General features: G+C 56.7%; 14 protein-coding genes. 4 read left to right on the plus strand and 10 right to left on the minus strand.

Annotated elements, in window-relative coordinates; translation table 11 throughout:
• Positions 1-88: 88 nt before the first annotated feature.
• From V8P77_RS01375 to V8P77_RS01415, 9 genes are all read right to left on the minus strand, one after another.
• Positions 89-1057, minus strand: coding sequence for a glycosyltransferase (locus tag V8P77_RS01375; RefSeq protein WP_335910315.1), 969 nt, complete (start codon positions 1055-1057; stop codon positions 89-91).
• A 157-nt stretch (positions 1058-1214) separates the two neighbouring features.
• Positions 1215-2159 (minus strand): glycosyltransferase family 2 protein, encoded by a 945-nt coding sequence (locus V8P77_RS01380; RefSeq protein ID WP_335910316.1) that lies wholly within the window; start codon positions 2157-2159, stop codon positions 1215-1217.
• Positions 2160-2241: 82 nt separating this feature from the next.
• Positions 2242-3063: a glycosyltransferase family protein gene (locus V8P77_RS01385; RefSeq protein ID WP_335910317.1), complete on the minus strand. Its 822-nt coding sequence runs from the start codon at positions 3061-3063 to the stop codon at positions 2242-2244.
• 12 nt (positions 3064-3075) lie between these two features.
• Positions 3076-4107 (minus strand): polysaccharide pyruvyl transferase family protein, encoded by a 1032-nt coding sequence (locus V8P77_RS01390; RefSeq protein ID WP_025395603.1) that lies wholly within the window; start codon positions 4105-4107, stop codon positions 3076-3078.
• Between the two features lie 30 nt (positions 4108-4137).
• Positions 4138-5640, minus strand: coding sequence for a lipopolysaccharide biosynthesis protein (locus V8P77_RS01395; protein ID WP_335910318.1), 1503 nt, complete (start codon positions 5638-5640; stop codon positions 4138-4140).
• 147 nt (positions 5641-5787) lie between these two features.
• Positions 5788-6690: an exopolysaccharide glucosyl ketal-pyruvate-transferase gene (gene pssM, locus V8P77_RS01400; protein WP_335910319.1), complete on the minus strand. Its 903-nt coding sequence runs from the start codon at positions 6688-6690 to the stop codon at positions 5788-5790.
• Complete coding sequence (locus V8P77_RS01405) at positions 6687-7193, minus strand: acyltransferase (RefSeq protein ID WP_003542119.1); 507 nt, start codon at positions 7191-7193, stop codon at positions 6687-6689. Before V8P77_RS01405 ends, pssM begins: the two co-directional genes overlap by 4 nt.
• Positions 7193-8344, minus strand: coding sequence for a glycosyltransferase (locus tag V8P77_RS01410; protein WP_003542111.1), 1152 nt, complete (start codon positions 8342-8344; stop codon positions 7193-7195). The genes V8P77_RS01405 and V8P77_RS01410 overlap by 1 nt, the downstream gene beginning before the upstream one ends.
• A gap of 31 nt (positions 8345-8375) precedes the next feature.
• Positions 8376-9452, minus strand: coding sequence for an endo-1,4-beta-xylanase (locus tag V8P77_RS01415; protein ID WP_335910321.1), 1077 nt, complete (start codon positions 9450-9452; stop codon positions 8376-8378).
• A gap of 204 nt (positions 9453-9656) precedes the next feature.
• Here V8P77_RS01415 and V8P77_RS01420 point away from each other — a divergent pair, with 204 nt between their 5' ends.
• Positions 9657-10031, plus strand: a complete 375-nt coding sequence (locus V8P77_RS01420) for a hypothetical protein (RefSeq protein ID WP_335910707.1) — start codon at positions 9657-9659, stop codon at positions 10029-10031.
• A gap of 31 nt (positions 10032-10062) precedes the next feature.
• Here the strand turns inward: V8P77_RS01420 and V8P77_RS01425 are convergent, their stop codons facing one another.
• A complete protein-coding gene (locus V8P77_RS01425) occupies positions 10063-10953 on the minus strand; it encodes a DUF6030 family protein (RefSeq protein WP_335910708.1) in 891 nt (296 codons plus the stop codon).
• Positions 10954-11446: 493 nt separating this feature from the next.
• Here V8P77_RS01425 and V8P77_RS01430 point away from each other — a divergent pair, with 493 nt between their 5' ends.
• From V8P77_RS01430 to V8P77_RS01440, 3 genes are read left to right on the plus strand one after another with little or no spacing between them, the layout of a single operon-like run.
• Positions 11447-11872: a helix-turn-helix domain-containing protein gene (locus V8P77_RS01430; RefSeq protein ID WP_335910322.1), complete on the plus strand. Its 426-nt coding sequence runs from the start codon at positions 11447-11449 to the stop codon at positions 11870-11872.
• Positions 11873-11881: 9 nt separating this feature from the next.
• Positions 11882-13729, plus strand: coding sequence for a peptide antibiotic resistance protein (locus V8P77_RS01435; protein WP_335910323.1), 1848 nt, complete (start codon positions 11882-11884; stop codon positions 13727-13729).
• 20 nt (positions 13730-13749) lie between these two features.
• On the plus strand, positions 13750-13962 hold the full coding sequence (locus V8P77_RS01440; protein WP_335910324.1) for a hypothetical protein: 213 nt from the start codon (positions 13750-13752) through the stop codon (positions 13960-13962).
• Positions 13963-13969: the final 7 nt, after the last annotated feature.

The following is a 13969-nucleotide window of genomic DNA, read 5'->3' on the forward strand; positions in this document are numbered from 1 at the left end:
ACCCACTCGCCTCCTGACGTGCGAAAATCCTGCCCGCTGCTTCCGTAGCTGGAGCGCTTCCGGTCGATGCCACGGTTTAATACTTTCGTCATTTGGCACCGACCTGAGAGTAGATCGTTTTATTTATCGTAGATCGCTGCTTGAGAAATTGGCGCAGGATCCCCTGTCTCACTGACTGCGCCCAGAGCAATTTGAAGCGAACGCCGCTTAGCGGAAATCTCTTGACGACGACGCTGGCGGGCACCATCAGAAGCCATCTCAAGGCGCTAAGGATGGGCAGACCGGCAATTTTCGTTTTGCTGTCGAAGAGGTCCGGCCGAACGATAACCAAGCCCATGCCATAACGCTCGCCGCGTCGCAAAACCCAGCCTTCGTTCACATAGCCCTTCCTGACAATGTGCCGAACCCTAGGATGCCGCGAGTGAAAAGCCTTGGCTCCATTCTTCTCCAACCTGAGAGCGAAAGCAGTATCCTCCCCCATGGGGAACTGAGCGACAGTGGCATCCGGGCCGAGGCCGTCGTGAACGATATAACCGGATCCTAAAATGGAACGACGGAAGGCCGAATTCGGCCCCGATATCAATGCCGCTGAAATCGGCCCCTCGGGTAGACCGCCATTTAGCGCGTAAAGAATCCCCAGATGCCCATACTTGACTAACCACGGTGCAGGCCTTTCCTCCCATTCGGGCGTGATTAAGCCGCCGAATATGGCAAACTGTGGCTGCTCATCTGCCAAGGTGAGAAACTGCTCGATCCAATCCGGCGCGGGAATGACGTCGTCATCGGTTAAAATGACGAGTTCGCCCTCCAGATGGCGGAAGCCCAAAGTCAATGCGTACTGCTTACCTTGTTTTGGCTCAAAATAAACTTCCAGCGGAAGCCGCGCCTTAAAGGAATTCAAGACTGATGCTGTGTTGTCGCTGCTGTTGTTGTCGACTGCGACGATTTTCCATTCTTCCTTCGGTAGGGTCGAAGCGCATAGTGCGTCAAGCATCGTTGGCAGGGTTTTCTCGCCGTTATAAGTTGAGAACAGTATTGTGACCTTGACTTTGCTCATTTGATGCTCCGGACTCATTTGGTCGGATCGCTCTCCAGTGCGGATTGGGTCACGCCTTACCGATGGCCTGTCATAGAACGCTGTCGCTGCGTGGCCGCATACTGCCATAAATTGCTGATGGGCACCGTAGATTTTAAATTACTGCCTCGGCAATGAATTACTGTGTCATCGTCTGAGAAACGTATCGGCGAATTCCGGCGCGATAGCCACGCATGTAATAATATTTCCAGATCGCCCAGAAACGTTTCTTCGATCGCGGCAGGAGATAAAGCATTGCTGCCCGGAAGGCCCATTGTGCGCTTTCGATCCAGGTCGGAAGCGGAACTCCGCTTAACCTCACCCCTCCAGGCACCTCGTCGGGAAAGAGCGCCGGCATGCCGTAGCCAAGCCGCTCGCCTCTTTTCTGTACCCAATCCTCCGTCACGCTCGATGCCGGAATCCAATGATGGACCACGGCCTCGGCGCATCGATAGGACTTGGCGCCATTGGCGGCCAGGCGAATGATGATTTCCGCATCTTCACCCATGGCAAAAATCTTTCCGGGAAGAGGACCGATATCTTCGCGGTAGCGCACGCTTGTTCCAAGCAGCTCTCGCCGGACGATCGTATTCGGACCCCAGACTTTCGTCGGGTCACACGGTCCGCTTTGGGTGTCATCGACTATCGCAAAGGTGGATCCCATCGGAATCCATTCGATAAACCTGTCTTTTGGTTCTTTCTCCCAGTCAGGGACGATTCTGCCGCCGAAGACGCCATAACTCGGATGGGCTGCGGCGCAGTCGACGATCGCTTTCAGCCAGTTCGGTTCGGCACGAACATCGTCGTCCGTAAAGACGACGAGATCCCCCTTCACCCGATCCAGGGCGATATTCAGCGCGCCGGACTTTCCCGGCTTGCGCTGCTGCAGGATGGTGATGGGAAGCTTGTCGCTATAGGTTTCCAAAAGATCAAACGTGCCGTCATTGCTATTGTTGTCGACGGCTATCAGTTCCCACCGATCATGGGGAAGCTCTTGGCGCACCAAGGAATCCAAAGTATGGCGCAGCCGGCGGCTGGCGCCATTGTAGGATGAAAAGAGCACGCTGACCAATAGATCCGACATCAGTTAACAACCCTCTTGGTGAAGTCGAAAAAGAAGAGCTTCATATTTTGACCGCCTGTGCGATGTTGAATGGGATCGACGTTTACGCGGGTTTCGACCTCGTCTTACCGAAAAACTCGCGCCTGTGACCCTCGCCGAGTATCCTCAGCCTACGAAGATTGCGCAACCACCGTCGCGGTTTGGTGAGTACACCGCGGTTCAGGAAATACTGTCGCAGCAGGCTCGGTGCCTGACTATGCGATCCGCCGTGGGCGACCCGATAGACCGCCCCGCGAAAGGGAAGCTTCGTGAGCGGCGCTCCCCGTTGCGCAAGAATATCCGCTATGCGGACATGGCTGCCGAGCATCGACTTGATCCAGTCGAGCGAAGCATCCTCAAAGCGGGTCGGCAGTTCATAGAGATCGGCACGAATGATCAACGAGGTACCGCAGAGATGGCTGAAGTCGTCGTGGCCAAACAGGAAATTGCCGCCATCGTCCCAGATGTAACCGTGGTCGATCGTCCATCCGTTGGCGTCCCGATGATCGGATACGTGCTGAACGAGCCTGGAGCTGACGAAGTCATCGTCATCGACAATCATGAAGAAACGACTGTCGGTGGCGTTCAACATGCCACTGAGTACGCGACGACCTTTGTCTGCCCGGAAGGCATCAAGGAAGTCTTCCTTGCTGCCCTTCCCGAGTTCATGCAGGTCGTTCGGCGGAAAGGTGACGCGCACCGCGGAGAATTTCTCCGGCAAGTCGGGCAGGTCGGCTCCTTCGTTTGCGACGATGATTCCGCGCCAGTCTCCATTGGTCTGGTTGGAAATGGAGGCCACGGTCTGGGTCAGATTTGCCTTCAGCCTGCTCCAGTCGCGGGCATTGTCCTGATGTCGGACCGGGATAATGAAGGTGACAAGTGGCATCGAATGACCCCCTTAAGCCCGCAAGCTCACAGCTTCTTTTTGATCGACACGCCCCTTGGCCGCCTGACCACGCGCCCACTCGATTCCGTCCTCGAGCGAGGTAGCCTTGTATGAAAGGTCGGTTCCGCCGGAGAATGCATTCATGAAGCGGCGGATCTTTCCATAGCTGTTGTCCAGTACGGCATGCGGGCGGCCGAGCAGCAGCGAGCAGATATGGACGTGCAGGCGATCGGTCACGATTGCGCGAGCACGCGAAATCTGGCTGATGCCGCGCTCGAAGCGGTTGTGTGCCGCAGCGTCCAGCCTGCGCAAGGCAACTTCGCTTGGCTTCAATGCGAGATAAGCCGAAGCTACCCCCAGCTTCTTGGCGATATCCACCTTGCGTTTCGACTCGGTAATCCAGTCTTCCACAGGAATATCGGAAGGAATCTTGCGATCGCTACCGCCAACCCGTTCCGCATCCTCGCGCAACATGGCGAGGACAGGAATCTGTGTCGCCCTTTCCGGAAGCGGGCCGATGGCAAAAGCCATATCGGGGCATAGTCGTACGGTGCAGTCGAAGTGTTTCTCGGAAAACTCCTTCGATTCTTCGTCGCGCACGAGCAGTACGAAATTCTTGTGGCGCCCGATTGCCCGTTTGGATTGCTCGATGCGCTCCGGCGAACTGTAGTGGATCGACTGCGGGAACTGGATGATCTGCCGATCCGGGAAACGCTCCATGATGGCTTCACGGAAATCCTGGTGGGCAACCCAGATATCGCCGAAATTGCCGCCGCCGTGAATGAAGATCGGGCCGGTCGGTACCCGCCGTTTTAGTTCGTCGGCGGAGAAGTCGTACAGCCTGGAAACATAGTCCGGGCGCTTGCCGAAGCGGTCCTTGAGATAGGCCATCTCCCCCAACCAAATTGCCGAGTCGCCGCAATTGCGGATGTCGGGAAAGTCGAGAATCGCAAGCGGTTCGTCGCGCGAGACATAGTCCTTCAGGCAATCATGGATCATGCCATTGAGTTTTGCGATCAGCTCCGATCTGGATTGGCTGGTCATTCTGCCTCTCTTGTTGATGTTCGTTTAACTTCAGGCCGACTTGGCTACGGCAATACGTTTGGCTTTTGACAGGAACTTGACAATAATGCGGTGAACTTCGGTTTCCGGGCCGTTTGGCTTGTTCATCGCGAGCCAAAGAACAAAGCTCGATCCGACATAGATGATGCCGCCGGTGATAACCAGAACGGCGAGATGAAGGGCCAAGTGCAGCTTGTCGGTGGGCATGCTGAGAATATTCGACAATCCCCAGACGCCGGCGGCCATCAAGGCGACGCTGGCAAGCGCGCGAAAGTTGGCCGCGAGCTGCTGGAAGAATGGCAGGTTGATCAAGCGCTTGACGAGAAGCATGTTGACCACGGTGGAAATCAGGCCCGTCAACACGCGTGCATAAACGACGCCCGGAAGCCCGGCCATCATGAGACCAGCGATGATGATGGGAACGCGAACAACCAGCATCTGCGAGTCGCGGATAAACAGCATCTTGGTATGACCCTTTGCCATGCCCAGCGGCTGGACGAGCGAACCCAGCGTCTGCAGGGCAAAGACCGATGCGAGCGCCTGCACGATGAAGATCGCAGGAACCCACTTCTCTCCCAGGGCAAGCCGCATCATCGGATCAGCCACAACAGCCATGCCGATTCCCGCCGGAAGCGCCACCGCCGCCAGAAGCGCCTGTGCGCGCTGATAGGCCGCGATCAGCCGGACCGGGTCGTTGCGGACTTTGGAAAAGCCCGGATAAATCGTCTGGTTCAACGGCGCTGTGGCCTCGCGGGTCGGCAGCGTCGAAAGGGTGTTGCCGACAGTATAATGGCCAAGCTGCGTGGCGCCCAGCATCTTGCCGATCAGCAGATATTCGATCCGCCAGTTCAGCGTGTTGACGATCTGTCCGGCGGTCAGCCAGAGCGAGAACGAAAACAGTTCCCGTGCATGGCGGAAGGTTATGCGCGGCCAGAACGGCAGCACGGTATAGGAAACGATGATATTGGTCACCTGATAGGCGAGGGTGCCGATAACGAGAGCCCAATAACTCTGGTAGATGGCAGCAATTGCCACCGTTACGACGAAGCCGACCAGCTTTTGCGAGACGTTGAGTACGAATTCCTGCCAGAAGATCAGGTCACGCTGGAGCATGACGCGGCGTGGATTGGCCAGCCCACTCAGAAGCAGGCTGAAACTCAAGGCAAGCATCACGCTCGTCAGCCGCGGCTCGTTATAAAACTCGGCGATCGGATAGGACGCGGCGGCAAACAGCAGCGCCAATACCGCGCTTCTCGTCACGCTCAACGTCCACACCGCGCTGAAGTGAGTTTCGCTGGGAGACTCGTGGCGGATAAGTGCCTGGTTGAGCGAGAGTTCGGTCACCGAACTCAAGATGATCTGGATCGTTGTTGCAATGGCGACGAGACCAAAATCGGCCGGCACGAGATACCAGGCGAGGACAAAGGTGCTGAGTGCCGAAAGCCCGTTGACGATGGCACGGGACAGACTCAGCCACATGCTGCCCTGAATCAACCGGTCGGTAACGCTTCTCATGGGCGAACGGCTCCTGAGGTCGACGACGTCGACCATCCAAGCGGGCTGCGCGCCCATCCCGAGTGCTTCTCCCTCTTGCAGGTGCAAGGGGTGTTGATGGAGTTGGAAAGCATCATGCCTTGTTGCCTCGTCACGGGGTCTGCGACATTAAAGGGCGCCTGCCGCTTTCGCGGAAAAATCTTGCTTCAGCCGGCTCAGCTCGACCAGCATTCTCTCGTGCGCTCTTACGATAGACTCATCGGAGCTGAGCTGTCCCGGCTTCTCGGCTACCCGCTGAAGGGTCTTGACCGTAGAACCGAAGACATAGTTGCCGGTCATCTGCCGGATGCGGCGGTGGCGGAACGTTATGTTCTTCAACAGGTAAGTGTTTTTTCGCACCAGCGACGCTCCTGCTTCAACGAGGTTCGATGGACCGATTGGATCGAAGTCGATCTCCAGATCGAGCGCACTCGCCCAATCATACCACTTGGCGCGATTGCCCGGCGCGATCGGCCGGATCGCCCGCCAGGGAACGCGCAGCGCGTCTGAGATAATGCAGCCATGCATCGCCTCGGAGACCACCTTATGCGATGCGCTGATTTCGGTCAGAACCTTTTCCACCGACCAGCGAGGATCGATATAGTGAATGCCGGCGAGATCGCAGACTTTATCCCAGCTGCCGTACATGGCGCTTTCATAGTGCGGCATGAAGGAGACCGGATAACGCTTCTCGATGCTTTTGGCATCCCAGCAGCTGCGCGTGAGGATGCCCGAATCGCCGATGGCGTAGCTCGGATCGATGCCGAGGATTTCCGCGGTCTTCTTTCCGCGCACGAAATAGAAGGTCCAGTTGCCGTCGACTTTTGGCGGGTTGGTGTAGCCGCCATAACCCGAGCCGAAGACAATCTTCTGTATGTTCGGGTCGAAATTATCGTAGAGGATCGAACCGATGCCGAGAAAAAGCTGGCCTTCGTCGTCGTCGAAGAAGCCTGGCAGCAAGCGCTCCCAAAGCCAATGATTCAGTTCGTCGCCAAAATTCTCGTGCTTCCCCCGGTAGGCAAACATCTTCATCGTGCTTCTCCAGTCGGCAAATGCGTCACGATCTGCGAGACCGTCTCGTCTTCGCGTGCCATGCGTCCGTAACGCGAAATGATCTTGATGTCGCTGCGGATAATCTTTGCCGGGTTGCCCGCCACGAGCGAGCGCGGCGGCACGTTCTTGGTCACCACCGAGCCCGAGCCGATGACACATTCGTCGCCGATCTCGACGCCGGGCAGAATGATGCTGCGGGCGCCGATGAAGCAGCGCTTGCCGATCCTCGTGTGGAGGTAGAGCCCGCGTGTGAGATCGTGGGTGAGAATCGCAGCCTCAAAGGCGACGTAAGTTTCCGCGCCGATATGCAATCCCTTCGGGTTGGTCTTGTCGAAACGAACGCTCAAGGAAAAGCTTGCCGTCGGATCGATGTCCATTCCCCAGAACTTCGTATAGTAGAGCCATTTGGCCGTCACAATGCTGTTCCGCAGCGGCCGAAATACATTCAGTCCCCACTTCGGCTTTTTTCCTGTCTGCACCATCAAGTCCGACCCCGGCTGGAAAATTCGTCTAGCACGGAACTGTAATAGTCCTCGAGCATCCCCGTTTGGCGACGTAAGTCGAAACGCTCGGCCACCAGAAGCGGTGCCCGCGCGCTAAAGGCTGTCCACAGAGCCTGGTCGTTGAGCAGCCTTCCGACCGCCTCCGCCATTCCTGCGACATCCCGCTCCTCCACGAGATAACCAGTTTTCCCCTCTTCGATCGCTTCGCCTACGCCTCCCGAGCGAAATGCGACGACCGGAGTACCGACGGCTTCCGCCTCTAGATTGGCGAGGCCGAAAGCTTCGGCGTGACCATTGTCGAGGGTCACGCTTCCATGAAGATAAAGCTCCGCACTGGCGAGCAGATCTCTTATCTCAGTCTGCGACAGATTTTCATGGATCGTGACGCTTGGCAAGGAACGACGCGCCAGTGCTTCGATTTCCTCCTTCAACGGACCCTGGCCGACCATGACGAATTCGACCGGGGTGCCGGCGGCGGCCACCCGTGAAAGCGCATCGATCATGAAGCGATGGCCCTTGTAGTCGACGAAGCGGGCAATTGAAACCACGAGCCCTTTTTTTCGCGGACGAGGCTCCATTTTGAAGAGATCGAGATCGATGCCGATATGATGGCGATAGACGCGTTCAGCACGAAAGCCGAGCGCCAGGAGCCGGTCGCGGATGAAATCGGAAACGGCGATGTTCCAGCTGTTCCAGCCGGCCATCTCGCTCCGGCCCTTGGCGAAGAAACGCACCTGATTGAAGCCGCCCGGCTTTTTCGGGTCACCGCGATAGGTGGCGTCGAAGCCGTGGAACGTCGTGACCAGCGGCTTGCCGGCGGCGCGTGCCAATGGGCCGATGACGTACCCGTTCTTGCCAAAATGGGCGTGAACGAGATCGGCTTTGCCGATCGCGGGAAAGAGGAAGGGAAGGCCGATCTGCGGGATTTTCAGAAGCAGTTCACCGGCCCGTGCAACGGGCGACCGACGGATGTCATGAACCGGAACAGTGGATTTTTTTGTATGGGCCGAGGAAATTCGCGAGCCAGCAAGGATTTCAGCTTCGAAAGAACGAAACGCTACCGCCTGGTTGAGAACAAATGCCTGGCTGGCAGGCAAAAATTTTTCCACATAAATAACGGCTTTTTTCATGAATCTGTTTGCGTCTCCGTTGTCTTGTGCATCACATCGCCTCTATTGCCCGCCGGATTCCGTCAACCGCACTTCTTGGCGCATTGTTTTCGTCGTAAAGATTAACGCGCTTCGTGCAAGCCGCAGCGGGATCGGTCGCTTTCTCATCGGGCTCGCCGTATTTTTCCGACATGCCCCATACCGTCACGCCTTTCAAGTCACCATGTTCGGCGGCAACGGCAATCACGTCACTGAAAATATCGGCGTAGGATGCCGGCGTGAAGGCTTTGTCGCGGTTCAGGAAGTGACAGGACGCATCCAGTTCGGTGATGAAAACACCGACACCCATGCCCTTCAGCGCCGCGCAGAAGCGCCCCATTCCTTCCGGATCGATCCGGTCGAGGCCGGGGCGGAAATGCGCCTGCAGACCTACCGCATTGATCGGCGTTTTTTTGGCGACGAGATTCTCGACGATTTTCAGGATGCGCGCGCGCTTCTGTTCGAACACGTCGGATTTTTTCTCCAGATGCGTTTCGTTGAGCACCAGCGTCGCGCCCGGATTGGCCTGGTGTGCCATGTCGAAACTCATACGGATATAATCGTCGCCAAGAAGGCGTCGGAAAACACAATCCCGCAGATCCGGTGCATCATACTCCAACGGTTCGTTTACCACATCCCAAGCATCGATCGAGTTCTTATAGCGAGTGACAACCTGTTTTATATGACGGTTCATCGTCGCCTGAATGGTCTTTGCGTCGGTGATGTCAGACACCCAGCCCGGGACGCGATACCAGATCAGCGTGTGGCCATAAACCCTCATGTTGTTTTTGCGTGCAAATGCAACCATACGGTCAGCGCTGCCGAAGCTGAAGACACCCGGTCTCTTTTCGGTCGCACTCCACTTCAGTTCGTTTCGCGGCGTTATTGAATTGACGTTGTCGATGTAGATCTCGGCAGCGATTGGATCGTTGATGTTTTGCAGATCGATTGCCGATCCGAATCGGAACGACTTCCTGTCGGCAAGGACGCGCAGCCCTGCAGCGGCAGGCATCTGTGCCAGGGCCTGGCGGCCCGTACGGACATACAGCAGAGCGAGCGGAACCGAGGCGAGGAAACGTCTTCTATTCATTCTATCTCTCACTGTTAGCTTTTTCATGTCCGTGGTGGAATTTGAAAGGCGGACTCGTCGGCACCGATCCATCACAAGATTCGTGTTCAATTCAGCAGAGTAAATACAACCTCAAATATACTTTCCCCGCAGGGGATATTGTCAGTGTCTTCTAGACTTTTCAGCATATTCCAAGATATATACCGCTCGGGGAGGGCGCTCGTGATGGAAGATTGGTCCAGCTATCTGATGAGCTATTTTCACATGGCATTTCAAAATGCCGTTTTTTTTATGGCGACCGTTCGAAACGGTCTGTCTCTTCTCGATGACTGGCAGTTCGCGGTTCTTGTTCTCGCTATCATCGGCATCATTTCCCTCCCGTTCGCAGCGCTGGTCAGAATGTCGTGGCGGTTGCGCCGATCGGAAATCGTCATTCGCTCGCTGAACGAAGACCTTGCGCAAGTCACCCAGGACCTCAATGTCGAGCGTGTCTGGCGTCTGGCGGGTGGGGACAGCACCGAACGGCCGAGTGCGGACAGTTTGAAAGAGCTCTACAAGATAATGGCGAGACATCATGACGATGCGAGTCACATGGCGTGATCAGTCCGTGCGTGGCATGAAGCCGAAGACCCTAATGCCGATGTTCCTGACTTTCAGCCGGCGCTTCGGTATGGGGAGGCTTGGAGACTGATTCCGGTTGCGCGCTGTCGATCTCGACTGCGGGGTCCGGCAACGGCAGCCATCTTCTGCCGGAAAAATAATTTCTGGTACTTTTCTGAGGTCCTGAAGTCGCATCCAGCGAGAGCGTGAAGTTGTAATTCCCGGGATTGAGTACCTCGCGGGTGAAGCCGATACTGGCTCCGAAGCCGTCTTCCTTGATGTCGTTCAGATTCTTGATCGCGTTCAGGGTCTCGTGAAAATCGAGCCATTGCGGTTGCCGCAGCATGATTTCGAAAATTCGCAGAATGCCGGGATCGAGCTGGCCATTTTCATCGGTCTCGGGATTGATGATTTTCACGCGCATATTGTTGATCGTGCCGGCGGCGTCGCCGCGAACGATGACGAAGATGGAACTCGGGAGCTGATCCTTCTCCCGCTTGCCGCTCTGCTCGAAAAAGCATTCAAATGTATCGGCGTTGAAACTCGCCGCAGCCCAATCGCTGGTTTCGATGCCGGCATTGCGCAGCGCCGCACACATTGCGGCGCCGGATATCCGCCATGTCCGCAGGAAAGTCGACGCGGTCTGTGCCATCGGCGGTTCGATGATATGCAATGGAAGCATGAAGGTGGCCGGTGGTGTGGGGCGGGGAAGGGCTTTGGGGGGAGGCGGTCTGACCTGCTGGGGAAAGAGATCGAAGCCAAAATAATGGCTAACCGTCTTTAGGTGTTTCATGTTGTTGGAAAGCAGCACCGTTCCCATGACCAGCGAGAGGGAAATCGTCAGCAGCAACCAGAAGACCACGGGAACCCGCGGTTTCCCCACCGGCTGTTTTGCATATGCGGACGACGAATTATCGGGCAAGCTTGTCTTCTCCGGCGCGCGAGAAGGGGTTTCGATCGGGCTGTCTAAATCCAGCAGTATACATTTATCCGTTAAACATCTTTGGCTTCTTGTCGGCAATTGGCACCTTTGTGCCTCGTCATTGGGCATATCAAATTTTGGTCGAAAAACACGCTGAGCACGCTGCTGCTGGATGCCGGCTTCGACAATGTTCGTTTTGAGTATGTCGGAAGAATTCCCGTTTTCGCCAAGTCGATGATCGCCGTTGCACACAAGCGTCCTAGAGGCGGTGTCGGAGCGGCATTGATTTCGGGCGGCATTCCCGCTGCGAAGTGTGTGATAGAGCGCGGGGTGCATCCGCGCCAAATGGATGCCGGCTGCGATAATCCACAGGTTGTTTTTACTGTGTGTGCTGCTGAAAAAAATCCTTACGAAATATTTACTTTTAGTTGCATTCTTGCTTAAACTCTCCATTATGCAGCCGGCGTGCTGATAAAGCGGGAGACTTATTCACATGAAGGCTAAATCGCCGAATTCGATCGACGTCTATGTTGGCAACCGCGTAAGAGTTCGGCGGAAGACGCTCGGGATGACCCAGAACGGCTTGGCCGAACTTCTGGGCATTACCTTCCAGCAGATCCAGAAATACGAAAAAGGAACGAATAGAATAGGTGCCAGCCGCCTTCAGCGCATATCGGAGATTCTTCGCGTGCCCGTCGGCTTTTTCTTCGAGAATGGCGGCTCCGGGCCGGTCGACGGCGAGACCAGTGAATTGAACAGCTTTTTGTCCTCGAAGGAGGGGCTGGCGCTCAACAAGGCATTCATCGCCATCGAGGATCCGAATATCAGGCAAAAGCTGGTGGCGTTGGCCAAAAGCCTGGCAGTCGCGGGATTGTCCGACAATGACAGCGAGTTGCAGGATTCGGTTGTGAACAGCTGAGGACGGATTGTGCTCCACCTGCAGACATTCGGCGATCTGCGGTTGATCGAGACAAATGGCGACGCAATTCGCTATCCGATCAAGGGCCTGTTGATGATGGCCCATCTCTATGCCGGCGCGAGCCATGAACTCAGCCGTTATGAATTGGCGCAGTTTCTATGGAATGACGTCGAACCCGAGCCGGCGCGGCTCAATCTGCGCAAACTGCTTTCCCGCATCCGCGAGACAGACGGCGGACGCGCCGAAATGCCCTTCGATTTCACCGCCACCACGGTTCGCCTCAACACGCAGGCGGTTTTCAGCGATCTCGATATTTTTCGCGCCGGCGGTTCGCCGCTGGAGCGGCTGAACGCGATCGCCGAATTAACCCAGCGTGGGTTCATCGGAAATATCAAACCAGCGACAAAGTTGATAGAGGCGTGGATCAGGGCGCAACGAGACGCTCAGGCGCTGCAATTGCGGCAGGCATTGCTGGATGCGTTGCCGGATGCGCAAAAGCCCGGCGCGACGCGCTCCATTTCCGGTGCCGCCCTGCAGATCCTCGAACGGGATCCGAACGACGAGCAGGTCAGAGCCTTGCTGCACCGGCTATCCGGCGGTTCGTCCCTCAGCGAGAGATTGCCGAACGGCGACGGCCAAGCAAGGGTGCAGGTGACGCGTTCCGAGGCCGGCGGTGAGACAACTGCCGACATCGAACGCATATCGCAGGCGCCGCTGATTCTACCGCGTCTGGTGCTGCTTCCCCCGACATCGAAACATGCCGATGCCGGGCTAGCGCTTGCCAACGCCCTGATCGAAGACGTGACGATCGAACTCTGCGCGCTCAGAAATATTTCCATTGTGGCGCCTCATACGGCTGTCCAGATCCGCCGCGACTCCGAGAAGGCTGCCGTGGTCGCCCGTCACTCGATCGCCTATCTTCTGGATACACGGCTATCCGAAGAGGGGTTATTCGCCCAGCTGGTTTATTTTCCCACGGACGAGATCATCTGGGCCAATCGCTTTACGATGACGCCCGATATATTGCCGCGTCAGAGACGGCTGATCGCCCAGCAGTTGACCATGTCTGTGGCCCGCGAGCTGGCTGAAAACGAGGAAGAGCGCTTACGCTTTGAAGCCAATCCTGAGGCCTATCACGCCTATCTGGTCGGCTCGAGCCTGATGGGCAAGTTGACATTGCCGCATATCCGCCGGGCCCGAAAAGCTTTCAAGCAGTCGCTGTCGCATAAGGCGGATTTCTCTCCGTCATTTACCGGGCTGGCAAGGACCTTCACCAGCGAGTGGCTCGTGACGGCGCAGGGAAACAATGAGCTGCTGCGTCTGGCGGAGCAGAATGCGCTTCGGGCCATCGAGCGGGATCCGGCATCGGCGGCGGGCCATCGCGAGCTTGGCGTCACCAAACTCTATCTCGGCGATGTCGATGCCAGCGTCGCCGCACTTGATTTGGCGGAACAACTCAGCCCGCATTTTGCCGATGTCATCTACAGCCATGCCGACACGCTCGTGCATGCATCTCGCCCCGGCGATGCGCTCGCCAAGATCAAACGCGCGATTTCGCTCAATCCGATCGCCCCTGACGCCTATCTGTGGTGTGCTGCAGGAGCGAGTTTTTTCCTGGAACAGTACGAGGAGGCTATCGCCTATGTCGAGGCGATGAAAGACAAAGCGCCGGCCCATCGCATCGCCGCGGCCAGTTGCGCAATGATCGGCGATCGGAAACGGACGCTATTCCATCGGCAACGGGCCGAAAGCATCAACCCGGTCTTCGACGTCGAGAAGTGGCTCGCCATCGTTCCCTTCAAGGAAGATTGGCAAAAAGAGCTTTATCGGGAGGGCCTGCTGAAGGCCGGTTTTTAACAATAGCTGAGGGGCACTACATGGCGAAAGCTGTTATTATAGGAATTCCTGGTGAGGCGGGTCTCTGGCTTGCCGATCTCGGCGCAGGTGCGGTCACGCCTCTCAATCCAACGGGGGAATTGGCGACTGCTAACGGCCTGCGCAAAGCCGGCGGCACATTCGTGAAGGGCGTCGACCTCGCTGTCGCGGTTTCCTCGGCGCAGGTTGCCCTTTCCGGTCACGTCGACGGCTGAACCAGCA

The sequence above is a fragment of the Rhizobium aouanii genome (assembly GCF_037002925.1).
Classification (GTDB): domain Bacteria; phylum Pseudomonadota; class Alphaproteobacteria; order Rhizobiales; family Rhizobiaceae; genus Rhizobium; species Rhizobium aouanii.